The 26,362-nt window shown below is 30.5% G+C and carries 26 protein-coding genes and 2 riboswitches; of the genes, 8 read left to right on the plus strand and 18 right to left on the minus strand.

Features of this window, described 5'->3' with window-relative positions; translation table 11 throughout:
- Positions 1–55: 55 nt before the first annotated feature.
- From RSA29_RS06705 to RSA29_RS06735, 7 genes are all read right to left on the minus strand, one after another.
- Entirely contained in the window at positions 56–1,450 is a 1,395-nt protein-coding gene (locus RSA29_RS06705) for an amino acid permease (protein WP_346942545.1), read from the minus strand.
- A gap of 255 nt (positions 1,451–1,705) precedes the next feature.
- Entirely contained in the window at positions 1,706–2,203 is a 498-nt protein-coding gene (locus RSA29_RS06710) for a hypothetical protein (RefSeq protein ID WP_346942544.1), read from the minus strand.
- Positions 2,182–3,708: a potassium transporter TrkG gene (locus RSA29_RS06715; protein WP_346942543.1), complete on the minus strand. Its 1,527-nt coding sequence runs from the start codon at positions 3,706–3,708 to the stop codon at positions 2,182–2,184. Before RSA29_RS06715 ends, RSA29_RS06710 begins: the two co-directional genes overlap by 22 nt.
- 85 nt (positions 3,709–3,793) lie before the next feature.
- Positions 3,794–4,483 carry a TrkA family potassium uptake protein gene (locus RSA29_RS06720; protein WP_346942542.1) on the minus strand — a complete coding sequence of 230 codons (690 nt, stop codon included), beginning with the start codon at positions 4,481–4,483 and terminating at the stop codon, positions 3,794–3,796.
- Positions 4,468–4,875, minus strand: a complete 408-nt coding sequence (locus tag RSA29_RS06725) for a TrkA family potassium uptake protein (RefSeq protein ID WP_346942541.1) — start codon at positions 4,873–4,875, stop codon at positions 4,468–4,470. The genes RSA29_RS06720 and RSA29_RS06725 overlap by 16 nt, the downstream gene beginning before the upstream one ends.
- Before the next feature lies 1 nt (position 4,876).
- Positions 4,877–5,242, minus strand: a complete 366-nt coding sequence (locus RSA29_RS06730) for an NAD-binding protein (protein WP_346942540.1) — start codon at positions 5,240–5,242, stop codon at positions 4,877–4,879.
- 1 nt (position 5,243) lies between these two features.
- The gene (locus RSA29_RS06735; RefSeq protein ID WP_346942539.1) at positions 5,244–5,624 is read right to left on the minus strand and encodes an NAD-binding protein; all 381 of its coding nucleotides are present in this window, start codon (positions 5,622–5,624) and stop codon (positions 5,244–5,246) included.
- A 193-nt stretch (positions 5,625–5,817) separates the two neighbouring features.
- Between RSA29_RS06735 and RSA29_RS06740 the strand changes: the two genes are divergently transcribed.
- The gene (locus tag RSA29_RS06740) at positions 5,818–7,647 is read left to right on the plus strand and encodes an ATP-binding protein (RefSeq protein WP_346942538.1); all 1,830 of its coding nucleotides are present in this window, start codon (positions 5,818–5,820) and stop codon (positions 7,645–7,647) included.
- A gap of 9 nt (positions 7,648–7,656) precedes the next feature.
- Positions 7,657–8,232 (plus strand): response regulator, encoded by a 576-nt coding sequence (locus tag RSA29_RS06745; protein ID WP_346942537.1) that lies wholly within the window; start codon positions 7,657–7,659, stop codon positions 8,230–8,232.
- 265 nt (positions 8,233–8,497) lie between these two features.
- Here RSA29_RS06745 and RSA29_RS06750 read toward each other — a convergent pair whose 3' ends face one another.
- Entirely contained in the window at positions 8,498–9,874 is a 1,377-nt protein-coding gene (locus tag RSA29_RS06750) for a bifunctional UDP-sugar hydrolase/5'-nucleotidase (RefSeq protein ID WP_346942536.1), read from the minus strand.
- Between the two features lie 121 nt (positions 9,875–9,995).
- A complete protein-coding gene (locus RSA29_RS06755) occupies positions 9,996–10,406 on the minus strand; it encodes a DUF3842 family protein (protein WP_346942535.1) in 411 nt (136 codons plus the stop codon).
- A gap of 321 nt (positions 10,407–10,727) precedes the next feature.
- Here RSA29_RS06755 and RSA29_RS06760 point away from each other — a divergent pair, with 321 nt between their 5' ends.
- The gene (locus RSA29_RS06760; protein ID WP_346942534.1) at positions 10,728–12,062 is read left to right on the plus strand and encodes a CoA-disulfide reductase; all 1,335 of its coding nucleotides are present in this window, start codon (positions 10,728–10,730) and stop codon (positions 12,060–12,062) included.
- Positions 12,063–12,284: 222 nt separating this feature from the next.
- Here RSA29_RS06760 and tenA read toward each other — a convergent pair whose 3' ends face one another.
- The 5 genes from tenA to RSA29_RS06785 all read right to left on the minus strand — a co-directional run bounded on the left by tenA (position 12,285) and on the right by RSA29_RS06785 (position 18,161).
- Positions 12,285–12,941, minus strand: coding sequence for a thiaminase II (gene tenA / locus RSA29_RS06765; protein ID WP_346942533.1), 657 nt, complete (start codon positions 12,939–12,941; stop codon positions 12,285–12,287).
- Positions 12,913–13,539, minus strand: coding sequence for an energy-coupled thiamine transporter ThiT (locus tag RSA29_RS06770; protein WP_346942532.1), 627 nt, complete (start codon positions 13,537–13,539; stop codon positions 12,913–12,915). Before RSA29_RS06770 ends, tenA begins: the two co-directional genes overlap by 29 nt.
- A gap of 229 nt (positions 13,540–13,768) precedes the next feature.
- Positions 13,769–13,879: riboswitch (TPP riboswitch) on the minus strand.
- Positions 13,880–14,083: 204 nt separating this feature from the next.
- Positions 14,084–14,725 (minus strand): SIMPL domain-containing protein, encoded by a 642-nt coding sequence (locus tag RSA29_RS06775; RefSeq protein WP_346942531.1) that lies wholly within the window; start codon positions 14,723–14,725, stop codon positions 14,084–14,086.
- 389 nt (positions 14,726–15,114) lie between these two features.
- Positions 15,115–16,416, minus strand: a complete 1,302-nt coding sequence (locus RSA29_RS06780; protein ID WP_346942530.1) for an NCS2 family permease — start codon at positions 16,414–16,416, stop codon at positions 15,115–15,117.
- Between the two features lie 57 nt (positions 16,417–16,473).
- Positions 16,474–16,575, minus strand: a riboswitch (purine riboswitch).
- Positions 16,576–16,856: 281 nt separating this feature from the next.
- Positions 16,857–18,161 (minus strand): Na+/H+ antiporter NhaC family protein, encoded by a 1,305-nt coding sequence (locus tag RSA29_RS06785; protein WP_346942529.1) that lies wholly within the window; start codon positions 18,159–18,161, stop codon positions 16,857–16,859.
- Positions 18,162–18,508: 347 nt separating this feature from the next.
- Between RSA29_RS06785 and RSA29_RS06790 the strand changes: the two genes are divergently transcribed.
- Both RSA29_RS06790 and RSA29_RS06795 read left to right on the plus strand, forming a co-directional pair.
- Positions 18,509–19,087, plus strand: a complete 579-nt coding sequence (locus RSA29_RS06790; RefSeq protein WP_346942528.1) for a chromate transporter — start codon at positions 18,509–18,511, stop codon at positions 19,085–19,087.
- A 2-nt stretch (positions 19,088–19,089) separates the two neighbouring features.
- Complete coding sequence (locus RSA29_RS06795) at positions 19,090–19,650, plus strand: chromate transporter (protein WP_346942527.1); 561 nt, start codon at positions 19,090–19,092, stop codon at positions 19,648–19,650.
- A 2-nt stretch (positions 19,651–19,652) separates the two neighbouring features.
- Here RSA29_RS06795 and RSA29_RS06800 read toward each other — a convergent pair whose 3' ends face one another.
- Together RSA29_RS06800 and RSA29_RS06805 are read right to left on the minus strand one after the other, a co-directional pair.
- Positions 19,653–20,531, minus strand: a complete 879-nt coding sequence (locus RSA29_RS06800; RefSeq protein ID WP_346942526.1) for a LysR substrate-binding domain-containing protein — start codon at positions 20,529–20,531, stop codon at positions 19,653–19,655.
- A 67-nt stretch (positions 20,532–20,598) separates the two neighbouring features.
- Positions 20,599–20,871, minus strand: a complete 273-nt coding sequence (locus RSA29_RS06805) for a hypothetical protein (RefSeq protein WP_346933509.1) — start codon at positions 20,869–20,871, stop codon at positions 20,599–20,601.
- Positions 20,872–21,105: 234 nt separating this feature from the next.
- Here RSA29_RS06805 and RSA29_RS06810 point away from each other — a divergent pair, with 234 nt between their 5' ends.
- Entirely contained in the window at positions 21,106–22,506 is a 1,401-nt protein-coding gene (locus RSA29_RS06810) for a putative DNA modification/repair radical SAM protein (protein WP_346942525.1), read from the plus strand.
- A gap of 89 nt (positions 22,507–22,595) precedes the next feature.
- The gene (locus RSA29_RS06815) at positions 22,596–23,336 is read left to right on the plus strand and encodes a TIGR03915 family putative DNA repair protein (RefSeq protein WP_346942524.1); all 741 of its coding nucleotides are present in this window, start codon (positions 22,596–22,598) and stop codon (positions 23,334–23,336) included.
- Between the two features lie 195 nt (positions 23,337–23,531).
- Here RSA29_RS06815 and RSA29_RS06820 read toward each other — a convergent pair whose 3' ends face one another.
- Positions 23,532–24,722 (minus strand): BRCT domain-containing protein, encoded by a 1,191-nt coding sequence (locus tag RSA29_RS06820; RefSeq protein ID WP_346942523.1) that lies wholly within the window; start codon positions 24,720–24,722, stop codon positions 23,532–23,534.
- A gap of 267 nt (positions 24,723–24,989) precedes the next feature.
- On the opposite strand from RSA29_RS06820, the gene RSA29_RS06825 reads away from it, so the two are divergent.
- Positions 24,990–25,406, plus strand: a complete 417-nt coding sequence (locus RSA29_RS06825; RefSeq protein WP_346933513.1) for a hypothetical protein — start codon at positions 24,990–24,992, stop codon at positions 25,404–25,406.
- 183 nt (positions 25,407–25,589) lie between these two features.
- Here the strand turns inward: RSA29_RS06825 and RSA29_RS06830 are convergent, their stop codons facing one another.
- The gene (locus tag RSA29_RS06830) at positions 25,590–26,279 is read right to left on the minus strand and encodes a hydrolase (protein ID WP_346942522.1); all 690 of its coding nucleotides are present in this window, start codon (positions 26,277–26,279) and stop codon (positions 25,590–25,592) included.
- Positions 26,280–26,362 lie beyond the last annotated feature (83 nt).

The raw sequence follows: 26,362 nt of genomic DNA on the forward strand, positions 1-26,362 counted from the left end.
TTACTTTATTTCTACTTATTAATCTTTAATTCTATATTATAGAGACTATATTTTATTATAACTCTATACCTGCATCTTTTCTTAACTTATCTACACTTTTATCCCCTTTATTCTTCTGAAGCATCATATATACATATATTGGTATTCCAACAAGCATTAATATGAATCCATACATTACTACCTCAGCACCTGTACCGTAAATTGCATAGATTGAATATGCAAAAGCAAGGATTGAGAAGAATGAATTTTTTAAGAAATTTATAAAGTTGAAATCCTTAGTTCCCTTGAATAGCAATACGATTTCAGCTGCTGCTGAGAAACTGTATGCTGGTAAGAAAGATAATGTTGCAAGTAATATCATAAAGTCAAATGCATCTCTAAGACTGCCTACATAGTTCATTATTAATAGTATATTAACACATATACTACTTATAACAATAGCTACTACAGGAGTATTGTACTTTGGACTTATACGTTTAAATACTGCAGGGAATAATCCATCTTCCGCTGCTCCAACAGCACTTCTAGCAGTAGTTAAAAACCATCCGCAAGTTGCTCCTAATGTTGATATTATAGCACCTGCTGCTATAAATGTTCCTCCCCATGTTCCGCCTGTTACTTTATTTATAATCTCAGCAAGTGGCGCATCTGAACCTGCAAGAGCACTTTGATCCATAGCTCCCATTGAAGCAACACTCATTACAATGTATATTGCTGCAACTATAAGTATTCCATATATAGTACTTTTTCTAATATTCTTTTCTGGATTCTTTATTTCTCCACCAGCTAATGTAGCACTTTCAAGCCCTACGAATGCCCATAATGCTATAGCTATAGCTGCAGGCAATGTACCCATACCACTAACCTCTGGACTTGAAATTGTTTTCATATAGCTTGGATCAAAGTTTAATCCAGCAATTACTATAAATACTACAAGTACAGCAACCTTCATCACTGTTGAAACAACTCCAATTTTACCTACATATTTTACTCCTACTATATTAATAAAAGTAAATATCCAAACCACTGCTGAACATATTAAAAATGCAGCTAACGGACTGTTTGCAGCTGGAACAAAATATGTGAAGTAACTCATAAATGCTGTAATTATTGCTGCATTTCCTACCCAAGCCCCAATCCAGAATGACCATGCAATTAAAAACCCTGCAAAATCACCAAAAGCAGCTCTAGTATAAACGATTGGCCCCCCTGTCTTAGGCATTTTTGTTCCTAAGTTTGCAAAGCTTAAAGCAATAAGCAACGATCCAATCGAAGTTAGAATCCATGCTATTATGGCAACCTTTGGATTAGTTACCCTTGCAAAACTTGCAGGAGACATAAAGATTCCTGACCCAATTACGTTTCCAACAACTATTGCAGTAGCGGCTCCAAGCCCAAGTTCTCTTTTAAGTTCTCCTTCTGTTTTTAAAGTATTATTTTTATTCCCCATTTTTATCCTCCCCCAAAATTAATTTTCCCCACATTAGAAAACCCACTATATATTTAGTGGTAGTAACTATTCATTACCTTGTTTAAGTTTAAAATATATCAATGTAAATATCAATACTTTTTTTGTAATATATTTATATATTTTGTAACATTGTTTGTTAAATATACAAATATACAAATAAATACTGTAATAAGCATTTATTTGAAATTAAACAAACACTTATTACATCTTTATGAAATATATTATTACTAATTTTTATGATTTTTTAAGTATTCTATAAACCTTGGTTAGCCCATATACAACAATAGGTGTTAATATAACAATAAGATTAATCTTATATTTATCAATCTCATGTTCTCTTTCATGCCCCTTTGAAACTATCTGTATTACTTCACTATGAATATCCATATCTCCACCATGTTCCTTACATGCCCTATTAAAGATACCTATGATTTTTACAGTATTTCCAACATTATGATAATCACCATAATATTCAATGGATTCTCCATCAGTAGTTTTCAAATATATTCCCATTGCAGAGGTGCCATCATTTATATTTACAAAGGAATTCTCACCTCGCTCTAAAAGTTCACCTATGGCTTCACCCTTAACATTTACAATTTTAGAGTCATATTCACGACCATTATCAATAAGTTCAGTAACAGGAGTTATAACTTCACTAGCTAACACAGTTAATGACGAAAAAATTGCCATAATAATTGTAAATAATATTATTTTTCGTATCTTACGCATAACTTTTTAATTCCTCCTATAAAGTATCCTATTAATGCAAATATAGAAACAAACTCTAATCTACCTAAATACATAACAATTATATAACAAACCTTTAATGGATCTGGCATTGTTATAGCTGTTACTCCAATAGATAATCCAACATTTCCTGCCACTGAAGCTGCTTCAAAGGCTGATTCTATAAGTGAGTATCCATAATATGTTCCTAAGAGTGTAGCAACACCAAACATAGTAATATAGCAAAGTATTATAAGCATTGATGATTTTACTAAAGCATCATCTAAAACTATCTCTTTTATATGGTGAATCTTTGTAGTTAAAAGTTTTTTATCGGAACTAAGAGTTCTTTTTATGTCCGCAATTATACCCTTAAAAACAATTCCCATTCTTAACCCTTTAAATCCACCAGCTGTTGAACATGCACTTCCTCCTATAAGCATTGCAATTGTCATAATCAAAATTGCAAAATCTCCCCACTCAAATAAAAGTTGCCTAGCATACAGGTTACCAAATCCAGTAGTTGTATGTGCAGATAGAAGCTGATATGCGCCCTTTCTAAATAAAGAAACTGCATCTCCATATACCCCTGTCCTTGACAAGTACATAACTAATAATGCTGTAAGAACAAAGGATGTTATAAAGAAACTTTGTGCCTCTATATTCTTAAACATTTCCTTTTTCTTACCCTTTATAACTGCGAAATGAAGACCAAAATTTAATGAACCTATAGTAAAGAATATCATTGTAACTACTTCATACGAAAAACTATGATAGTACAATATATTTTGAGACATTGGGGCAAATCCACCTGTACTCCAACTTGATGCAAATATAAATAATCCATGCATAAATGAATTGGACGGAGTTAACCCTATCAGTATGCCGTTAATTGTAAGCATAACAGTACCAATTATTAAATATATCATGCTAATTTTCCAAATAGCCTTTGTAGTTCCTTTAATGTTAGGTAAAAGACCAATATCCTTTCCTTCACCTACATACATCTTATATCCACCTGAAAAATTCTTAATTAGTATTGATAATGCTAATACAACCATACCCTGTCCACCTACAAAGGTTAATATATGTCTCCACATATTAACTCCATAAGACATATGATCTAAATCCTGCATAAGAAATACCCCAGTTGTAGTGAACCCACTCATTACATCAAAACATGCATCTAAATAGGATTTTGCATGTCCACTGAATATAAATGGAAGGGCACATATAAGCATTAAAAGTAACCAAGAATATGATGCAATAATAAGCCCATGTTTCCACTCTATTTTAGTATTTTCCTTTTCACTTTTCCCTGAAAGAATAAGCGAAAATGCAATAGATAGCCCAATAAATAAAGCTAGAATAAAATCTACTAAGGAACTCCATTCCTTATAAAATACAGTTACAATAATAGGTATAATCATTAATGTAACTGTTCCCAGTGTAATAATTCCAGCATAATAGTTTATAACTTTAAAGTCCTTTAAATATTTTCCACTCATTTTATCACCTTATCACCTTAAAAAGCTTAAAAGAAAAATTACTGCTATATAGCCACATGTAACTAGTATTTCAAATAATATCCCTTTAAAATAATCCGAATATTTTACCATCATTAACATCTCCATAAATAAATTTCCTTAGTGTATGAGATTCACTAATATTTGTTATTAAAACCACAGTATCCTCTTCTAAAATTTTAGTATACCCTCTAGGATATATAACCTCATTACCTCTTAAGATTGAAGCAATTATACAATCCTTTGGTAAAGTTAAACTGCTTATATCTACATTTTTCCAACAAGAATTTTTGCCAATATACGCTTCAATTATTACCATTTCTCCTCTATCTAAGGTCTTCACAATCTTAAAATCATCATCTACAAGTTCATTTTCAATCAATGTTGAAATAACTTCTGTACTACAAACAGTAGATTTTATTCCAAGCTTGTTAAATAATTGCCTATTCTTAGGATTATTAATTCTTGCAATAGCACTTTTAATCGAAAAATTAAGTTTAGCCACTTGACAAATAATCAAATTTTCCTCATCTTTACCTGTAACTGCTGCAATAATCGTATTAGGCCCTTCAATTGCTTCAGATAAATCTTCTAAATTTGAACCATCACCACATATTACATCTATATCTAGTTCATTAGATATTTTTTCACATATATCATAATCCTTTTCTATTAATGTTATAGAACATCCAATGTCTAAAAGATTCTTTATTAAATAATACCCAACCTTACCTCCACCAATTACAATTGCTCGCATTTTATGTCCTCCTTTAAGTCCCTAATGGCTAAGTTTATGGGATTTATAGTTTTTATTCCTAATGAATCATATATATGTGATCTATCCTCATCGTATACTCGTCCAATTACAGTAGGAACCTTATAAATATTTTGTGCTATCTCACATGCAACAATATTTATATTATCATTTTGAGTCATTGCAAGTAGCGTATCCGCATCCTTAATTCCTGCCTCTTCTAATAAATCAATATCTATTTCAACTCCATTTAATACTGTTCCATTAAATCCTGATCCTAGCTTGTCTGTCTTTCCTTTATTTCGATCAATTACGCATATATCATGAGATGTTTCTGCTAAATCTTTAGCAAGTCTACTCCCCATCTTTCCACAACCAATAATTATTATGTGCATTTTAAATTACTCCTTTTTCTAGAAATCCATATAGTGTTTCTTTAGCATAACAATTAAAATCTATTAAATCTAAAACTCCAATTGAGGTGAAAACATTCCTATTGTTGGAATTATTAATAGATGTAATAACTTCTTTTGTATTATAGATTGTTTTACAAAGCTTTGACATATAAAAATTAAATTGATCCTCCGGTGTAAGAATTACTACTGCATCTGCCCTTTTAAGCAGATAGTTATTGAATATATCTGTATACAATGGTGAAAACTCCTTTGGTGAAATTACATTGGAAAAATCTATATTCAATTTTTCTAAATACTCTTTATATACATTAATAAATTTATTTTCACTAATAACAACAACAAACAAATCAGTTTACCCCCTTACCCATTAACTTAAAGAAATCTTCAAGGTAGAAATTTTCCTTACCATGATTAGATAACTTTTCTAGTGCTCTAGAATTATACACAACTTGTACATTATCTAAAGATTTTAAAGTTTCTTCTATCATTAGATTTAAATAATCATCCTTTGTTACTATAAATACATTTAATAACATTGATTTAGATGATTTTTCTAGTACTTGCTTCATATCATATATATCCACTTGATAATAATAAAGATTGTTGTTTTTTATTTGAATCTCCTCTGGAGATTTATTGTCAATTAAAAATACAACCTTTTCCTGTGAAATAAGAGAATTAATTAAGTTGATACTTGAATTGTTGTATCCTATAATTAAGTTATACATTTTGCCACCTTCTTAATAAATTTTACTACTGACTAAGTTTAGTCCCATTTACTATAAATATCAAAGGTGTTTAAAAGTACTATTTCAAATTATCCATGCTACAGAAATTCAAATTTTAAAATCAGCTTGTCAAATCTCATATTTACTATGAATTGCTAAGCTTTACTATAACAATTGAATTGGAGGGAACCCCATGATTAAAACTTTAAATGGAAAACTGTCACTTATTAATATAATTATAATTATTGCAATGACTTTGCTTGGATTAATTTCTGTTAGAAACTTAATTTCAATTTCAAATGATATAAATGGGCTTATAACTAATAATTATAAAAGTATTCAAGCTACTGAAAAAATGAAGGTGGCATTATCTGAACAACAATATGCCATGTTTAATTATTTATCCGATAATAAGTATGATGCCATAGAAATTTACTCTAAATATAGTGGGTTATTTCTAGATAATTATTACTTTGAAAAAAGTAATATAACTGAAAATGGTGAAATGGAGCATGTAAACAGTGTTTACACTTCCTACCTTGAATATAATCAGAAGTTTTTTAGCTTAACAGAACTTGTTCAAAGTAACCAAAAAGATGCAGCATATAATTTTTTCTTTAATGAAGTTAAGGTTACTTATGATGAAATCTTGGTAAATTTGGACAAAATAACTACACTTAACGAAAATATGATGATTAATTCCAAAACTAGAGTTGAAGACAAAACAAATTCAATAATCAATATAACAATACTACTAATAATAGTTTCAACTTTGATTTCATTCTTTTTATCAAAACATCTGCTCAAAAAAATATTAAATCCTTTAAATAACATTATTGATGCTATAAAGGATATAAAAACTAACTCTACATATAAACAACTTAAAGTAACTACTGGAGATGAACTTGGTGAACTAACAACCCAATTCAACTTAATGGCAAAACGAATTGAAAGTTTCGAAAAAAGTACACTAGGAAAAATCTTAAAGGAAAGAAATAATTCAAATTCAATATTGAAAAGTATAGATTCACCCATGGTGGTCATTGACAATGATTATAAAGTTACAATGATTAACCATAATTTCATTGAGACTTTTGATATTAGTGATGATAAACTTGAAGGTCGTTATCTAACTCACTTAGTTAACGATAGAAGTTTTTTTTCCATAATATATGATATAACTTTAAACAATTGTCAAGGTGATTTCTTAAATATAATTACTTTGAAAAATGAACATGGAGATGTACATTATTACAATATATCTATTAAAGAAATTAAGGAAGAAACTTCTCAGGTTGGTTATGTAATTTTACTAAAAGATGTAACTCATTTAAAAGAAGTAGAACAAATTAGCAAAGATTTCTTTGCAACAATTTCACATGAGTTTAAGACCCCATTAACCTCAATTATGATTGGTACAGGCCTCTTGGAAAGCAGTAAACTTGGGAATTTAAGTGAAGATCAACGAAAAATATTAACAGCTATTAAGGAAGATGGGGAGAGACTCAATTTACTTGTTTCAAATATGCTTCTGCTATCCAAAATTGAATCATCAAATGAAATTTATAAGAAGGAATACCATTCCATTGAAGACTTAGTAAAAACTTCAGTATCTAGTAATAAGGGTATTGCAGATTATAGCGGAATTATTCTTGAATATCATGTGGAGTCAAATGTAAACCCACTATCTTGTGATGGCGAAAAATTAGTATGGGTGATGAACAATTTAACAATAAATGCTATTAGACACTGTAAATATGGAGATTTAATTTCTATACGAGGCTTTATAAAGGATGATAAATTGAATATAACAGTAACCGATACCGGTGTTGGAATCTTAAAAGACAATACCGAAAGAATTTTTGATAAATATACCCAATTAACTAATAAAGATATAAAAAACAACTCTGGTCTTGGACTTTGGATATGTAAAGACATAATAAATGCTCATAATGGAGAAATATCCTGTGAAAGCGATTTAGGTGAAGGAGCAACCTTTACAATTACTATTCCATATAATTAGGAGGGTACTATGAAAAAAGCACTTGTAGTAGATGATACTAAAAATATACGAAAATTATTAAAGACATCCTTAGAGTTAAATGAATACCTTGTTACGGAAGCGCCAAATGGAATGGATGCAATAGAAATATTGTCTAGTGAAACCTTTGATTTAATCTTTTTAGATGTTAAGATGCCAACATTAAGTGGTACTGAGGTTTTAAAAAGAATTCGAGAAGATGGTATATTTTCTACTGTAGTAATTATGACAGCTTTTCCAACTGTAAAAAACGCTGTTGATTGTACAAAATTAGGTGCTGTTGAGTATTTACTTAAGCCCTTTACAATAGATAAAATTAATTCCCTAGTTCATAGATTAAATAGTGTTAATGAAGATACAAAAGCTCTTGAAAATATATTAAAAGGCGTTTCAAAATTAATGCAACTTAAAAAATATGAAGATTCAATCCTTCTATTAAATAAAGCACTCTCAATAGATGCAACTAACCCGAATGTATACAAAGCACTGGCCGAGTGTTATGAAGGCCTCGGTGATAATATTAATAGAGATAAATTTTTTAATTGCTATACTACCTTTAAACTCTAATGTAAGACTTTAATTAAATATTTTATCTTTAAATTATACTTTAACCTTATATTGATAAGTACTTAATGATATCTTAGTTAAACAATTTTGAAACCCTAATTTAAGTAACACTATTTTTTATGTTTTACAACATAACTTACTCCACCTAATACAGATTAGGTGGAGTTTTATATTGCTATATTAGTCAAACCGTGTAATTATCTTTTAAGTGCCGCTTAACCCCTTTGTTATTGTGTACTTGACATATGGTCCATTTTATATTGTGTTATATTTTTATCCATCTATCCTCAAAGCACATCTCAACAAATTCCCTTTTAGATAAATATTCCTTCAAAGTATCTCTCGTATACTCTGGATTATATCTTTCATTTTTATTGTTAGCTAAGGATGAATATCCTGTTCCCCTTTGCAAATAATCCGAGGTGGAAACCCTATATATCTTTTCATCCTCTAGCTCTCCATCTCCAAGTACTACTCTTATTATGTCTTTGCCATTATGCTCTATAATTGCTCCTGATACATGTAATCTTCCAAGGTACTTTCCTCTAAATCCTGATCCACTTCCACTCATCATACATACTTCAGCTTTAAGGGATTCTTTTAATGCTTCTTTTATATATTTTCCCTCAATCTCCATATATGTTGGATTAAGTGGAGATGGACATATTTCTAAAAGTTTTTTCATGGAAACATGACCTTTTTTTATTCCTCCATTTATTATTCCACTATTTATTATACTGAAATCGCAGTCTATTACATCTCTTAACCCGTCGGCAAGTAAGTTTGTTATAGGGTTCTCTTCTACTACATCATGCCATATATGCCTATCCACTTCATAAAGTGGTACACTAAGATTTTTAATAGCTATCTCCTTTTCAATATTTAGTTGAGTTATGATATTTTCATCAAATCCCATATTTTCAATATCTATGTTTTCACCGATGAAGCTTTTTATTTCATAGCCTTCAAATTCAATGTCAAGTACACCTAAATGAGTTCCATAGCAACCTGATTGATGGATTATAGTGTTATTTATTTTTTCTGCACCTTCCATAAGAATATGGCTATGTCCATTTATTATTATATCTAACCCTTCCATTGTCTCACTAAAATCTCTATCCTCTCTCATTCCAGCATGACTTAAAAGTATTGATATATCATATTTTCCTCTATTAGCTTCAAGTTCTTTTTCTATCTCTTCTTTTTGATTTGAAGCATGTAGATTGCTCAGTTCAAAGAATTCATTATAAACTGGTGTTATCCCAAATATTAAAAATCTAACTCCACCCCTAGCAATTATTATACTTCTTTTAATTCCCTTAATATTTTCATTACCATGCTTATATAAATTACATGAAAGAAACGGTACTGAAGTTGAATTTATCATTTCTTCTAAAAGCTCTATACCTGCAAATCCCTCATTATTTCCAACAGTAATTGCATCATATCCACCCTTTTCTAAAAGTCTCCCTCCTGCTTGTCCCTTTGTTCCTTGAAGTTCAATTCTCATAAAGTCATTAAAATCACCAGCATCTAAAACCAAAGTGTTTTCATCTCTAAGTTCATTTATCTTACTAACTATCTTTGCAAAATTCTCAAACCTACTATGAACATCATTTGTATGTAGTATCCTAATTTTCATTTTACATCTACTCCTTATGAAATATATATTTGTTCAAATTCCGGCTATATGATTAAATGTTTTATTTGCTTTTTTGCATTTTATTGTTACATGTAAAAGTCTATTGGTAATGTCAATTCTACTAATTTAAAATAAGCTTATCCACTTCTTCTACCACAAGTGCTATGTATTCAGATAATGTTAACTCTTGTACCCCGATAACAAAAGTATTGCACTTATTCATTGGAAGAAGTATTTTTCTTGCTTTACTCTCCCCAACGGCTTGAGCCATCAACGGCGTAACCTCTCCCATAAGTGAATTAGCAACAATAATTCCTATTGGTCCAATAATAATATCTGCATCTTTGCAATTGTACACAACTGGATTTTCACCTGTTGCCCCAAAGTCCGCCCCTACTCTTAGCATTGCTGCCGTTGCTATACTATTTGTCCCAAGTGCAATAAGTTTAATTCCCGGAAATGAAATCTTAAGTTGCTCTATAATATTTTTACCTATTCCTCCACCTTGACCATCTATAATTAATACTTTCATTGTATAAATCACCTCTTATTTAACTTATTAATGTATTTATTATAACACATTTTATTTATGCTCCATTTCTTATATGATATAATACGGATACAAAAGAATCATTATTCATTTACTGTAACTGCTCTTAATGTTAGTGGCTCCATGATAATTTGTCTTATTGTATATATAATGAGTTAAATATAATATATATGACAGTAAGGTCAGTCCCTAAATAGAATAATCATTTAATTAACCAGTACGATTAATAGGTTAGCCAAAATGCTAAACCTTTACTATTAATTATAAAAACTTATTATCAACCAATAAAAGGAGATTAAATTTATGAAAATTATAATAATAGGCGGAGTTGCAGCAGGTATGAGTGCAGCTGCAAAAGCTAACAGAATAAACAAAGATGCAGAAATAGTGGTTTATGAAAAAACAGATGTAATTTCTTGGGGTGCTTGCGGCCTTCCATATTATGTTGGAGATTTTTTTGACAAACCCTCGAAAATGATAGCTAGACCAATTGAAAAATTTAGAGAAACTGGATTAATTGTAAATATAAATCATGAGGTTTTAAGTATTAATATCCATAATAAAACTCTAACAGTTAAAGATTTAGAAAATGGCAGAGAATTTCAAGATACCTATGACAAGCTAATGATAGCCACTGGTGCAAGTTCAATAATTCCTCCAATAAAAAACGTTCAATTAGAAAATGTTTTTACTTTAAAAGATTTTAAAGATGGTATAACTTTAAAGAAATCAGCTATAGACGCAACTATTAAAGAGGTTGTTATTATTGGTGCTGGTTTTATCGGACTAGAGGTTGTAGAAGCTATGAAAAAGTTAGGCAAGAATGTAAAACTAATTCAGCTTGATCCAAGAGTTTTACCAGATTCATTTGATAAGGAAATTACTGATGTCATGGAAAAAGAACTTATTAACCACGGTATAGACCTTTGTGTTAGCGAAATGGTTAAAGAGTTTAAAGGTGAAGATAGAATTTCAGAAGTTATTACAAATAAAGGAACCTACAAATGTGATTTAGTAGTTATAGCTACTGGCGTAAGACCAAATACCGCATTTCTAAAGGAAACCGGAATAAATATGCTTGCTAATGGTGCTTTAATAATTAATGAATTTGGTGAAACTAGTATTAAAGATATTTATTCGGCTGGTGACTGTGCTTCAGTATATCATTCTGTAAGGGAAGAACAGGTATACATCCCGCTTGCTACAACTGCAAATAAGCTTGGAAGAATAGTAGGTGAAAACCTGGTAGGCAATAGAAGTAGCTTTCAAGGTACCTTAGGTTCTGCCGCAGTGAAAGTTATGGACTTAGAAGCAGCACGAACTGGCATATCCGAAAATGAGGCTATTAAAAATAATATTAACTACAAAACATTATTTATAAGTGATAAAAATCAAACAAACTACTATCCTGGTCAAGAGGATATCCACGTAAAGCTAATATATGATGCGAATACTAAAGTTATTTTAGGTGGTCAAATTATAGGTAAAAAAGGTGCCGTACTTAGAGTTGATGTTCTCGCTGCTGCCGTATTTATGAAGATGACTACAGAACAACTTGGAATGTTAGACCTTTGCTATGCTCCACCATTTTCGAGAACTTGGGATGTATTAAACGTAGCTGCTAATGTGGCAAAGTAAATTTTGATTTAAAAGACCTCTTCTTGAAAATTACAAGAAGAGGTCTTTTATACTGTTAAATCAGAGCTATAAATACTATTCTAACCATATTTATTATAATTGAATTAAATTTATATATCTATATATTTATATATTTATCTTTATATTTATTTGATTCCTTAAAACCCTATTAAGCGTTATATCCTAATTTTAACTTGTAAATTGTATATTCTTAGTGAAATTTTATATATTGTAAGACATGTCCCAAAACTTCATTTCACAAATACTAGCTTCTCTAAAAATTTCACTTAGTTTAGCCTTTTTATCCTCATCAAAGTCCTTACATAAATTATCTGTATATTTTGACCAAGTTATACAACTATCATAATAAGAATCTGATGCATAATCCTTTATGAAATCCCAATATTTATTTGTTTCTTCTATATTAGGAGTATTTTTAATAATTTCCTTTGCAATATAACAATAACTAAGCATACATGGAAGTGTTGCCATTAAAATTTCAGGGATACCATAGTTTTCAGCCTTATGTAGCATGAAATCTATATATGCTTTATTCTCTGGCTTTGGCTCTATATTTTCTATATCATCCTGTGTGATATTCCACTCTTTTAAATATTTTAGTCTTGTGTCTGTTTCATCTGCATTTACAAAGTCTAATATACTATAAAAATTTTGAATCTCTTTTAGCGTTTTAGACTTGTACATACCTAATGCATAAACTCTTGCAAACTCCCTTAAATATATACTATCCTGAACTATATAATTCTTAAATCGCTCTATATCTAAAGTACCCCCTTGTAACTCCTTTATAAATGGATGCTTCATGTAAGCTTCCCATATGTCCATTGAATTATCTACTGATGTTTTCATAAGTGACATTTTTATTTCCTCCTAAAGTTTTATTAAGATGTTTTATCGGTAAAATTGTGAGAATAATTATAGCAATAATCCCCTCAACCCCTTGACTTGAAAAATTGTAAGTTATTGAGTAAGCCCATGGTCCAATTCCTGCTGGTGCATACTGTGAAAAAAACAACACCCCCGAAAATGTATGAAATAAAACATTAAATATTACCGCAGTTGAAGATGCTATTATAATTTTGTATTTTTTATCACATCCTAATATCCCCGCAAATCCTAATACTGATAATGCTGGGAGATGCTCTACAAAAATTTGTAGTGGATGAATTGGAGCATATCCTGGAACTAATACAGTAGAAAGTATTCCTGTTAATAATCCACTTATTATTCCAAGTTGTGGACTATAAATCAATCCTAGCATCATTGTTGGTAAAATCCCCAAAAGTTCTATTGATGATCCCGTCGGCAATGGCATTCTTATGCATCTAAGTATTAACGCCATTGCAGATACAATTGATATTATACACATCTCCTTAGTAGTAAGTTTCACACCTTTTAGCATAAATAAACAAATGCCTAAGTAAATTATTACCATTGAATAAATTAAAACTTCCATTCTGCCACCTATCTTTCTTAAATTTTAATATCAAGAATGCTAACCTTTGAGTTTGTTTTTAAACCGAAACTCCTGTTCATATGTATTCAAATGAGTAATTTACATTTGCTAAAATATAAATTATGAAACCCCTTCCCAAATTCATTCGAATAACTAAGTTCAACTTGCCAAATATAAAATTTGGAGTTTCAATAAAAAAATATGGGACACACCAATTAGGTGCATCCCATTAAAATTTAATGTTAGTTCCCTCCGTTGGCATTATCCAAATCAGGTTATGGGTCAAAGCTACAATTCGCTTCCTCTCAGCCTGCTTGTGCAAGCTCCCCTATATTCAATTATCTTATTGATATCTTGATACTATCATAGCTTGTTTTTTTTGTCAATGATGGTATTTCATTAAATTAAAGTAATTAACTTACCAAACTCTATAGTAAAACTTATTTATTACTTTGATTAATAAGTTTTGGTTTAGTATCTTTACTCCATGCTTTTTTATAATAACTGAATTATCTCAACTGCCCTATGATTTGTAGTTTTCTATTTAACTTTCAAGTCTAAAAACTACATTAACAATTGTCTCTGTTTCTAAGGTTTCTGGTTGCAAGTCAATATTAGGGCTATCTGCGATTAAAAATAAGGCTCTATTCTTATAGATTGGTGTCTCCTCACCAGTATATTCCATATTAACTACCTTGCCTAGTCTTACCCCTGCAGTATCTGCCATAATTTTTGCCTTTACCTTTGCATCATTAATTGCATTTTTTAAAACAAGTTCCTTACCCTTATTGTCATCCTTTAGTTTGTATTGGATAGCGAGTTCTGGTGTTGCCTCACACTTAGATAGTACATCAAGAACTTTTCCTAGCACTATACTATTTTGTTCAAATTCAATCCTTATATTATTGGTAACTTCATATCCGATAAATACTTTTTTATAGTTATCCTCCATATCCTTTACATTTTCATACTTAGTGTTAACTCTAAAATCAGTAGTCTTTACATCTTCCTTATCGAATCCTACTTCTCTTAAACAATTCCTTAATTTATTTAAAGATATACCTGCCTCTTTCATAGCCTCCTCATAAGTAGGCTTTACTGTTGTAAGTACCATGTTTATTTCAATAGTATCTGGCAGTACTGACACCTTACCATGCCCATTAACCTTTATAGTTCTCTCATCCATATTTTATTTTTAGTGAAATTTTTTATTATATAATCACACTAAATCTATCCCCCTTCCCTTTTACAATCTAATAATAAAATTATATTATTAAACTTTATAATATAATTTTATTATTAACCCCTTTAAATAATACCTAATATGCAAATCCTATTCTTAAATATATAATTTAGAATTGTCGAAACAAGGCATAAAATCTTTAACAAAATTTAAAGATTGAAATGTATAAACTTAATTAAAAAATATGAATAAATGAAGTTTCTATGTTTTAGATAGTAAAAAAGTATGAATTAAAACTCATACTTTTTTACTGCTATTAAATTAAATATATTTCATATAATTCTAAACACCATCATATATCCTTTTAACCATACTATTAAGAATTCATACTTTTATATCATGAAGTAAGCTAAAAATAATACTCCCAATCCATACATAACCGGATGTACCTCTTTACATTTACCTTTGAATGCCATTAGTATTACATATGCTATAAATCCAAAGGCTATTCCTTCTCCTATACTATAAGTTAAAGGCATTAATATCATTATTAAAAAACCAGGAATTGCATATTCTACAGAGTTCCAATCTATTTCAGCTAGAGAACCACATAGTAATGATCCAACTATTACTAGTGCTGGGGCAGTTACCTGTGAAGTTATTACTGATAATAATGGTGAAAAGAATAGTGATACTAAAAATAATCCTGATACTATAACACTTGAAAATCCTGTTTTAGCTCCAACAGATATTCCTGATAAAGATTCCATGCATGATGTTGTATTTGTTGTTCCAAATATTGCTCCTACACAAGTAGCCACTGAATCTGCAAGCAGTGCCTTTGAACCATTCCTCACTGACCCATCTTCCTTCAACAACCCTACTTTAGATCCTACTGCTACTAGAGTTCCTGCAGTATCAAAAAAATCCATAAATAAGAAAGTAAATACAACCATAATCATTTGCGGAGTAAATACATCTTTTATATGTTTAATCGCTACTCCAAAAGTTGGTGCTACTGAAGGTGGTATTGAAATTACTGCTGTCGGTAAGTCAACTATTCCAAATATCATTCCACATATTACAGTTAATACTATCCCTAAAAATATTGCTATTTTTACTCCTCTCACCATTAATATAGCAATGATAGCTAGTCCAAATATTGAAAGTAAAACTGTTTTGTCTGTTAAATTGCCTAATGCAACAAATGTTGCTTCATCTGCAACAACAATTCCTGCATTTTTCAGCCCAATAAAAGCTATAAATAAACCTATTCCAGCAGTTACTGCAAATTTTAAATTGTTAGGTATGGCCTTTATAACCATCTCCCTTATCCCAGTAACTGAAATTGCTATAAAAATTAATCCTGATACTAAAACTCCTGCTAAAGCCACTTCCCAAGGTATATCCATTCCCATACAAACCCCAAAGGCAAAAAAAGCATTAAGTCCCATTCCTGGTGCTAAAACCATTGGGAATTTAGCAAATGCACCCATAATAAAAGTTCCTAGTGCTGCTGCTAAAGCTGTAGCAACAAACACACTGCCCTTTGGCATTCCTACTTGTGATAAAACATCTGGAATAACAAATAAAACGTATGCCATTGTTAAAAATGTAGTTATGCCACCTGCTATTTCTGTTTTAAAATCAGTCTTGTTTTCTGTGAATTGAAAATAATTTGAAATGAATTTCATATGCGTCTCCTCCTACGTTGCTTTGTAATCACTAGATATCGCATAGGAAAATAAATGAGTATAATTCCTCGTTATCGTAGTCAAATCATTTACGGCGATTTGGTAGAAACTGTTGATCCATAATATCAACGCTATACGATATTTCGATTACTTATTAAATTATGTTTAGTTGAATTAAACATTTGTTTGAATTATATATATAATAGTACACAATTAACAGTTTGTCTATATTTATTTTGAATTTTCGCTATTCTGCAAAAATATTATTATTTTCTTACAAGATATAACACACCTACAAACTTAGCTTTCACTTTAAAATAAGGTATGAATATAAATCCACACCTGATTTTTTTCATTATTATTTTATCTTACTGTATTTTACCTCACTTTGCTCCAAGCTTTTCCTAAATAATCTCTTACTTAATTCAATTGTTATATACCTATAATTTCTTCATAATTATTGCAATAAGTGCAATAATCCCTAAAATATAAGGATAGAATAAAAATTGCATAATTTCAAATGAACTTATTCCTGCTATTCCTGCTGCCATCAATAATTGTGCACCATAAGGAATTATACCTTGAACCACACATGAAAACATATCTAGTATACTGGCTAATTTTTTGGGTTCAATATTGTATTCATCTCCAACTTCCTTAGCTATTGGCCCTGCCATAACTATAGCCACTGTGTTATTGGCTGTACATACATCTACTATACTCACTAAAGCTGCTATACCAAGCTTAGCACCTCTTTCACCTTTGATTTTTGACTTAATTAGGTTAATTATAAAATCTATACCTCCATTAGCCTTTATAATTTCCACAGTACCCGCTACTAAAATAGTTATTACTATTAGCTCTCCCATATTTAGCATCCCTGTAGATATAGATGAGATAAATCCCCAAACATCGAAACTTCCGGTAACAACTCCAATTATTCCTGATATCAAAGTACCAAAAGTTAAAACTACCATTACATTTCCACCAGCTATAGCTCCTAATAAAACTAAAATATAAGGCAATATCTTTATCAAACTATAAGAATATTCGGTTTCTAAAGTAACAGTCCCACTACCACCTAAAATAAATAGTATGAAAGCACTAATTACAGCAGCTAGCAATGCAAACTTAAAATTGCATCTGAATTTATCCTTCATTTCGCAACCTTGAGTTTTAGCTGCTGCAATGGTTGTATCAGAAATCATTGATAGATTGTCCCCAAACATAGCACCACCAACTACTGCCGCAACTACTAATCCTATTGGTGTTCCAAGTTTCTCTGAAATTGATACAGCAACCGGAGTTAATGCTACTATAGTGCCTACTGAAGTTCCTATTGATATTGATATAAAGCACCCAATAACAAATATCCCTACTAACATAATATTAGCTGGCAGTATTGATAATCCTAAATTAACCGTAGAATCCACAGCTCCCATATCCTTAGCAACCTGTGCAAAAGATCCTGCTAATATAAATATAAGTATCATTAAAATAATATTTGTATTACCTGATCCCTTACAAAAAATATGTAATTTTTCTTCAAAAGTTTTTTTTGTATTCATAGCTAAAGCTACTACTGCCGCTATTAAGAATGCCACACTAACAGGCATGGCGTAAAAGTCCTTAGTAATAATTGAACTTACTAAATATACAAGCAAAAATACCCCTAAAGGTATTAATGCTATAGGATTACCTCTTTCTTTTAAATCTTTTTTCTTATCTTTAGTGTTTAATGACATATTACCCTCCATAGTTTTAATATTCGACTATTTTATGTGTTTAATTTTAATTTAATAGTCTTTATATATAATAATATATAAAATTAGTTTTGTGTTAAAATTTTTAGCCTTTATATATATTCCAATTGAATTTATACATTTGACTCTTTAAAAATCTATTTAGTGTTTTCACTTTAATTTCTCAAAGTTCTAAATACAAATTTATAATTTAAATATATATATAAGTAATCACCTATCACATTGATAGTTTATATATATTTTACAAATGGATATTATCCCCTTAGAATAAAAGAAGAGATAATAATCCCATATCAAATTGGGAAAATAAAGATAGGAGATTTAAATCTATGGAAAATACAGCAAAAAAAGATTCAAAAATATTATGGCAGCTTTTTAAATCAACCTTTGCCCTTAGCGCATTTACATTTGGTGGTGGATTCGTAATCGTATCACTAATGAAGAAAAAATTTGTAGAAGAATTACAATGGTTAGATGAGAGTGAGATGCTTGATATTACTGCTATTGCTCAATCATCACCGGGTCCAATCCCAATTAATGCATCTGTAATATTAGGATATAGGATGAATGGAATTTTAGGTTCTCTGGTTGCAGTTATTGGTACAGCCCTTCCACCACTAATCATTATTTCGATAATATCAATGTTTTATGAACAATTCAGGGAAAATAATATTGTAGCAATCGCTCTACAAGTAATGCGCGCAGGTGTTGCTGCAGTTATTTTTGATGTTGTTCTAAATTTGGCAAAAAATATAGTAAAAACCCGTAACCTACTGCATATAGCCATGATGTTTATTACCTTTGTAATGACTTATGTATTTGGTATTAGCGCAATGACTATTATTCTTATGTGTGCTGGTATTGGTGTTTGTAATCTCATTATCAACATTAGAAAGGATGGTAAATAGATATGATTTTCAGATTGTTTTTAAGTTTTATTAAAGTAGGATTATTTAGTGTTGGCGGTGGGTATGCGGCTATTCCTCTAATTCAAAACCAGATTGTAGATGTTCATCATTTAATGTCTATGGGTGAATTTGCAGATCTAATTACTATTGCAGAAATGACTCCTGGACCTATTTCTATTAACTCAGCTACATTTGTTGGTACCCGTCTAGCTGGTCTCCCTGGTGCTATTATTTGTACTATTGGGTGTGTTTTACCGGCTTTTATTATATGTCTTACCTTAGCTCACTTTTATTATAAGTATAGAAATTTCAAAGGTATCCAGACAGTTCTTGGTAGTTTAAGACCAGCAGTAGTTGCCCTAATTAGTTCTGCCGGTTTATCAATACTTACACTAGCACTATTTCAAGCAGAAAAATCTACAATAGTACTATCTAACTTTAGAATCATTGAATTTGGACTATTTATATCAGGAATCATTGCACTTCGTAAATTTAAAGCAAACCCTATCTTGGTAATTTTCGGTTCTGGGTTTATTGGTACACTTGCATATCTCATTTTTTAAAACTACAATTTAAGATTCTTACAAACTTTAATAAACTCTTTTATATAGTCAGATATAAATTTGTTTTTATGGTACACAAGACAAATATCTCGACTATTATTAATACCTTCAATAGGAATTATATTAAGTTTACCGCATCGAAGCTCATTTACAATCATAAGACTAGATAATATAGCCATACCTTGCCCAGCTATAACTGCATTCTTTATTGCCTCGGTGTTGGTACTACTCCACTTTATATTAACTGAAATTTCCTTCTCCTTTAAAAGCTGTTCAAAGATATTTCGGTCACGACTCCCCTGTTCACGGGCAATGACGTCTTGACCTTTCATTTCCTCAATATTGATTTTTTCTAATTTAGCAAATGGGTGACTACTCCCACAAACTAATACCAATTCATCTTGATAAATTGGTATTTTTATCATATCCGGACTAAATGTTTCTCCCTCTATAATTGCCAAATCTAAAGTACTTTCTAATAGCATATCCTCGATAGCCGTAGTATTATTTATGGTAACCTTTGTAGAAACACCTTCATTAACTTTCTCAAACTCTTCAATAATAGGACATAAAATACAAGTTCCAACAGTTACAGTGCTTCCAATACGAAGACATATATTCTCCCCTGAATTTTTAACGTCAATCTCCATTTCCTTGTATAAGTCTACAATATGCCGAGCATATTTAAGTAACCTTTCGCCACTCTCAGTTATATAAAGTTTTTTAGATAATCTCTCAAAGACTTTAATTCCATAGTAACTTTCAATATCAGCAATTGCTTGGCTAACAGAGGGTTGTGATATAAATAACTTTTCTGCAGCAAGTCTCATTTTTCCACAATCAACAACTGCTATAAAAATTTCTAAATGCCTTATGGTCATTGTAAATACCCCCCTTTTTTTAATAGAGCACCAAGAAATAAATTCTTAGTGCTTCATACCTATCTTACTATTCTGCTTGTTGTTCTATTTCTCTTTGTTTTTCTATGTGTTCTATTCCTTTTTGTTCAATTTTATAATTTCCTCTATCAACTTGCTTCTTTATAAAACCTTTTCTAAGTAAGTTTTCAACACATGATTTTAATGTTCTCACATCACCTTTACTTGTATCTCTTAAATCAACTGCAATTCTTATTTTTGTCATACTTTGTGGCGATGACTCTCTACATTCATACAGATAATTTAATATATCTTCTTTTATTTTAACTTCATCATATTTCATTTAAATCCTCCTCATAAGTACACTTTACATGTTATCTCATTATACTATATCTTATGGTAAATACAAATAATAATTATGTTAACCACCAAATAGTATATCTAAGCATATTATATAACTCATTATAGGTTACCTAAATTTAAATTTATATATGTAAGAGATTTTATTTTAATCTCCATTGACTACGAACATTTGTTCTGATATGATTGATACATAAATTATTTAGAAGGTGATTAAATGGAATTAAGTGAAAAATTAAGGATATTAAGTGGTGCTGCCAAATATGATGTATCTTGTTCCTCTTCTGGTTCAAATCGCAAAGCTGTTAAAGGTTCTTTAGGTTCGGGTGCTTCTAGTGGCATCTGCCATTCCTTCACCCCAGATGGAAGATGCATATCTTTACTTAAAATTTTACTTACAAATTATTGTATATATGATTGTGCTTATTGCATCAACAGAAGATCAAACGATGTTGAAAGGGCTGCCTTTACCGTAGATGAAGTTGTAAGCTTAACCATGAACTTTTATAGACGTAATTATATAGAAGGGTTGTTTTTAAGCTCTGCTGTAATACAAAATCCAAATCACACCATGGAAATGCTAACCGCTGTAGTGGAAAGCCTTCGAAATACACATAATTTCCATGGGTATATTCACCTTAAAGCAATTCCAGGAGCTGATGATTTTTTAATTCAAAAAGCCGGTAATCTTGTAGATAGAATGAGTGTAAATCTAGAGTTACCCTCTAATGAATCCCTTAAGCTTTTAGCCCCTGAAAAAAATAAAACTGATATATTTTCTCCAATGAACTCTATTAAAAATAATATTATAGTTAGCCAAGCTGAGCGTAAGGTTTCTAAAAATGCTCCTCTCTTTGTTCCTGGTGGGCAAAGTACCCAATTAATTGTTGGTGCAACTAAGGAAAGCGATCTTAACATATTAAACCTTAGCGAGAACCTTTATGATAACTTTTCTTTAAAAAGAGTTTATTACTCAGCTTATGTACCTGTAAATAGTGGTAAAAACCTTCCCAATCTTAAAACACCTCCAACACTTAGAGAACATAGACTTTACCAAGGTGATTGGCTCCTTCGTGTCTATGGTTTTAAAGCACAAGAATTGCTTAATGATAAAACCCCTAACTTCGATATTAACTTTGACCCCAAAACAAATTGGGCTCTAAATAATATTCATCTATTTCCTGTGGAGATTAATATAGCTCCCTACGAAACCTTGATTAGAATACCTGGTATTGGAATTCGTGGTGCAAAGAAAATTATGAGTGCAAGAAGAATAAGCTTTTTAGATTTTACTGATATGAAAAAGCTAGGAGTGGTTTTAAAGAGAGCCCAGTATTTTATAGTGTGTAAAGGCAAATACTATGGTTCTGTAGACTTAGATGAAGATAAGGTAAGATCTGTACTAAAACCTAAACTTGATTTAAATTATATTGATGATGGCAATGAACAACTTAGCTTATTTGATGCCTTAAATCTTAATAGCTCCTTGGATTATTTATCTGCCTCATCTACTACCAGACTTTTACTTAGCAACTCTGATACTGATACTGACTCTAACGCCTTAGATAAAACATTACTACTTAATGATAAAGGAACCTCCTTTACCGGGGAATTATAGTTAATGATTTAATAAAACTAATAAAAATTCAGAGAATAATTTCAATAATAAAATATAAAATCGTAAGTTTAACTTAGGAGAATGCAACCATGAAAGAATATTTATATGATGGGTCTTTTGAAGGACTTTTAACTACCATATTTTACTGTTACGGTTCTAAAGATGATACTACAATCACACGGATATCCAATTATATTCCTAGCCTAATTACAGATGCTATAGAAATATCATCTGAGGATGACAAATTTGATAGGGTATATTCTAGCATAAGAGATAAACTAAGCTATAATACCCTAAGAAACATCTACTATATTTATTTAAGTGACATATATAACTGTGAAGATATAATCTTCAAATACATTAAACTTTGTTACAAACATGGAGATAGTATAAATCAAGCTAAAAATAATGATTTAATTATTCTTGTTGATAAATACTGTAGAAAAGTTTCACTAGAGGGGCATAGATTCACAGGACTTGTGAGATTTAAAGAAATTGAACCGCTTACCTTCTATGCATGTATAGAACCTGACCATAACATTCTTCCCATAATATCTTCACATTTTGCTAGTAGATTCTCTGACCAAAACTTTATAATCCATGATATAAAAAGAGAAATTGCTATTGTTTATAATAAAAGTGAAAGCATTATATCCTCACTTTCTAAAGAGGAAGGAAAATTACTAGAATCTGCTTCCTGTGATGATAATTTTCAAGATTTATGGAAACAGTTTTATAAATCAGTTAATATTAAGGAACGTGAAAACCCCAAGCTAAGAAATAGAATGATGCCCTCCAGGTACTGGAAACATTTAACTGAAATAAACTAATATAAAGATTACCTTTCTAATAAATTAAGGGAACCGTATTAGCACAGTTCCCTTAATTTATATTGAATTATATATCTCTATATATTCTAATTTAATTTATGTAGTTAATCCTTTTAAAATCCATTAAGGATTTTCCCTTGATTTATTGCTTTAAATCCATAATCTTGCATTTTGATTGAATTTTATACTTATTATTTATTTCTTGTTTATTATATCAAAAAATCCTTCTTCTGAAATCATTGTTATTCCTAGCTCTTCAGCCTTAGCAATCTTACTTTTACCTGGTTCTGTCCCCATAACAATCAAGTCAGTTTTTTTACTTACACTACTAGCTATAACCGCTCCATAATGTATAGCCATCTCCATCATTTCACATCTACTTTTTGACATATCCCCTGTAAACACTAATTTTTTACTGTCAAATATGTTCTCTATAATGTTACCTTTTGCAGCCTCTAATCTTAATTTTTCTTCTGCACGCTTGTCCTTATCGACCTCATAGTTTCTTGTTTTTCCACCACCGCTATTAGCTGTAGCTGTCAAAACGCTCCATTTTTCTGGCTTTACAACCTTTAATAACTCTAGCAAATCAAGTACATCTTGCATAGCTGTATGAGTCTGATCTCCCTTTATATTATAATGCTTTAAAAGTTCTACTAGCTTATAACTATCTAGCTTTACCTTTGATTTAATAGTATTCATACTACAATAAAACTTTATACTATCATCTACCCAACCCCAATATGCTAAGAACTTCTTATCAAAACTAGCGTTGTGTGCAACTATTGGGTATTGATACTTTTCTATTAGCCTCTTAAATTGGTTCTTCAACTCACTATTTTCTTCTATAGCTTCAAGACCAGATCCATATCCGCTTTTATATTTTTCTTCATCATTAACAATAGCCAAGTGAATGCTATCTACCACTTTATAATCTTCTACAACTACAGCAGCCACTTCTCTTATTCCATCTTTAGCCATGAAACTATGTGGAGTTTCAATATCAACTATAATGAAATTTTCCTTCTTAGTTACTTTTTTATTGTCTTTCTTTCCTTCTTTCTTAGACCCTTTATCTAACTTAGGTAATTCTATCTTCAAAACCTCTTCACTCTGATCTAGATATCGTGAAAAGCTCTTATTTTGCATATCTACCAAATAGTCTGGATGTATACTATGTAGTTCTCCGCTTATATATAGAATTATTTCATTATCATCAACAAATCCAACTACATCACATTCTAAAGACTTATCTGCATAATCCCCTTTATAATATAATTGCTTCACTTCAACGGCTTTTGGAGATATTAACTTCCATTGTCTTAATTTTTCTATCTTATCCTCTATTGACTCAAATGTTATCCATTCTCTTCTAGGATTTATCATATTTATACCTCCCTATTAGCTCCATTAATTCTTGTTTACACTATTTATAATTTTACTTAAACCAACCTTAGTTTATCATATTTACGCCCTAAGTTCATCCTATTGTCCATATGCATTTTATTCTTTAAACTCACTCTTTCTTTATTTATAAAATATGATACAATATACTTTGTGTATTTATGACGTATGTTGCAATGATGTGCATATACTCATGATTGAAACTATTTTGACCGAAATAAATAAGAAAACTATTCAGGAGATGATTTTGTGACTATGAACCCAAAAACTTTATTGTTTATAGCTATTTTTACCTTGCCTCTAATTTTTACTGGGTGCTCCACCCATGGTAGCAGTAATGGTGGAAATTATAAGATATTAAATTCTAAAGATACTACTACTCCTAGCTCCATCGAGATGTCTTACTCTAACTTTGAAGGTTATAAATACAAAGTTCTAGATTTAAAAAAAGATGACAATTTGACAATAACTACAGATGTTAATACAGAATATGGTGATTTGAAAATTGCACTGATTTCTGAGGCAGAAGAAGAGATTTTTAAAATTGAATCATCTCTAGATGATATAACAAAGACTATCCAGATATCAGCTGACGGTAAATATAAGATTATGGTTCAAGGAACCCATAGTGGAAGTTATAAGGTTAATTGGGCAATTAGTCATTAGATTTCCTCCTTCTAATAATTTTACATACAGTGTATATTAAAGGATTTCATGAACATAATATTAATATCAAATAATATTAATTTATTTACACTCCTATTTTATAAAGTTAATACACACAAAAATAAGACCCCTCATGAAATGACTGGTCTTATTTTTGTGTGCACATTTAAAATCTACTTAATTTTATTCCTTAGTATCTAATTCGATTTCATATCTTTTTCTATGCTCAATCATTATTTCATTTAATATATCACTAGTGCTTTGAGGTGTATATGTTATAGCATTAGCCCCTGCAGCTATAGTTTTGCGTATACTTTCTTCCGTAGGGCCTCCTGTTGCTATAATTGGAACTTGTGGATACTTACTTCTTATAATTCTTACAATCTCTGCTGTTTCCTTACCACCAGATACATTTAATATGGTAGCCCCTGATGCAATTCTTCCATCAATATCATCATGTATGGATACAACTGTAACCAATATTGGCAAGTCTATTGTTTCTCTCATACCCCTAATTACTTTGTTTGCGATAGATGCATTAACTACCACTCCCATTGCACCTTTAAACTCAGCATCCAAAGCTAAGTTAATAACTCTTTTTCCAGTAGTAATAGAACCACCAACTCCACAAAATACAGGAATATCAGACGCTAATATTAACGCCTCAGTTATTATTGGTTGTGGAGTGAACGGATATACCGCAATAACTGCATCCGCATTAGTATTTCTTATTACTGCTACATCCGTTGTAAATACTAATGATTTAATCCTTTTCCCAAATATAATAATTCCACTTGCATCTCTGATAACTTTAGGCAATTCAATCATATGACTCCTCAACAGACCTTTAAATTCTGGCAAATATTTTTCCATAATACCTCTTCCTCCCAATCCCCTAAATTTATTTATATATTACAGATTGCTTGTCTATATATTCATAATACCTATCTAGTAAT

The organism is Clostridium sp. (genome assembly GCF_036660475.1).
GTDB lineage: Bacteria > Bacillota > Clostridia > Clostridiales > Clostridiaceae > Clostridium_J.

Bases quoted from the DNA above. Each gene is read 5' to 3' on its own strand.
- RSA29_RS06705 (WP_346942545.1), bottom strand. From the start codon at position 1,450: ATGGGGAATAAAAATAATACTTTAAAAACAGAAGGAGAACTTAAAAGA.
- RSA29_RS06710 (WP_346942544.1), bottom strand. From the start codon at position 2,203: ATGCGTAAGATACGAAAAATAATATTATTTACAATTATTATGGCAATT.
- RSA29_RS06715 (WP_346942543.1), bottom strand. From the start codon at position 3,708: ATGAGTGGAAAATATTTAAAGGACTTTAAAGTTATAAACTATTATGCT.
- RSA29_RS06720 (WP_346942542.1), bottom strand. From the start codon at position 4,483: ATGCGAGCAATTGTAATTGGTGGAGGTAAGGTTGGGTATTATTTAATA.
- RSA29_RS06725 (WP_346942541.1), bottom strand. From the start codon at position 4,875: ATGCACATAATAATTATTGGTTGTGGAAAGATGGGGAGTAGACTTGCT.
- RSA29_RS06735 (WP_346942539.1), bottom strand. From the start codon at position 5,624: ATGTATAACTTAATTATAGGATACAACAATTCAAGTATCAACTTAATT.
- RSA29_RS06740 (WP_346942538.1), top strand. From the start codon at position 5,818: ATGATTAAAACTTTAAATGGAAAACTGTCACTTATTAATATAATTATA.
- RSA29_RS06745 (WP_346942537.1), top strand. From the start codon at position 7,657: ATGAAAAAAGCACTTGTAGTAGATGATACTAAAAATATACGAAAATTA.
- RSA29_RS06750 (WP_346942536.1), bottom strand. From the start codon at position 9,874: ATGAAAATTAGGATACTACATACAAATGATGTTCATAGTAGGTTTGAG.
- RSA29_RS06755 (WP_346942535.1), bottom strand. From the start codon at position 10,406: ATGAAAGTATTAATTATAGATGGTCAAGGTGGAGGAATAGGTAAAAAT.
- RSA29_RS06760 (WP_346942534.1), top strand. From the start codon at position 10,728: ATGAAAATTATAATAATAGGCGGAGTTGCAGCAGGTATGAGTGCAGCT.
- tenA (WP_346942533.1), bottom strand. From the start codon at position 12,941: ATGTCACTTATGAAAACATCAGTAGATAATTCAATGGACATATGGGAA.
- RSA29_RS06770 (WP_346942532.1), bottom strand. From the start codon at position 13,539: ATGGAAGTTTTAATTTATTCAATGGTAATAATTTACTTAGGCATTTGT.
- RSA29_RS06775 (WP_346942531.1), bottom strand. From the start codon at position 14,725: ATGGATGAGAGAACTATAAAGGTTAATGGGCATGGTAAGGTGTCAGTA.
- RSA29_RS06780 (WP_346942530.1), bottom strand. From the start codon at position 16,416: ATGAAATTCATTTCAAATTATTTTCAATTCACAGAAAACAAGACTGAT.
- RSA29_RS06785 (WP_346942529.1), bottom strand. From the start codon at position 18,161: ATGTCATTAAACACTAAAGATAAGAAAAAAGATTTAAAAGAAAGAGGT.
- RSA29_RS06790 (WP_346942528.1), top strand. From the start codon at position 18,509: ATGGAAAATACAGCAAAAAAAGATTCAAAAATATTATGGCAGCTTTTT.
- RSA29_RS06795 (WP_346942527.1), top strand. From the start codon at position 19,090: ATGATTTTCAGATTGTTTTTAAGTTTTATTAAAGTAGGATTATTTAGT.
- RSA29_RS06800 (WP_346942526.1), bottom strand. From the start codon at position 20,531: ATGACCATAAGGCATTTAGAAATTTTTATAGCAGTTGTTGATTGTGGA.
- RSA29_RS06805 (WP_346933509.1), bottom strand. From the start codon at position 20,871: ATGAAATATGATGAAGTTAAAATAAAAGAAGATATATTAAATTATCTG.
- RSA29_RS06810 (WP_346942525.1), top strand. From the start codon at position 21,106: ATGGAATTAAGTGAAAAATTAAGGATATTAAGTGGTGCTGCCAAATAT.
- RSA29_RS06815 (WP_346942524.1), top strand. From the start codon at position 22,596: ATGAAAGAATATTTATATGATGGGTCTTTTGAAGGACTTTTAACTACC.
- RSA29_RS06820 (WP_346942523.1), bottom strand. From the start codon at position 24,722: ATGATAAATCCTAGAAGAGAATGGATAACATTTGAGTCAATAGAGGAT.
- RSA29_RS06830 (WP_346942522.1), bottom strand. From the start codon at position 26,279: ATGGAAAAATATTTGCCAGAATTTAAAGGTCTGTTGAGGAGTCATATG.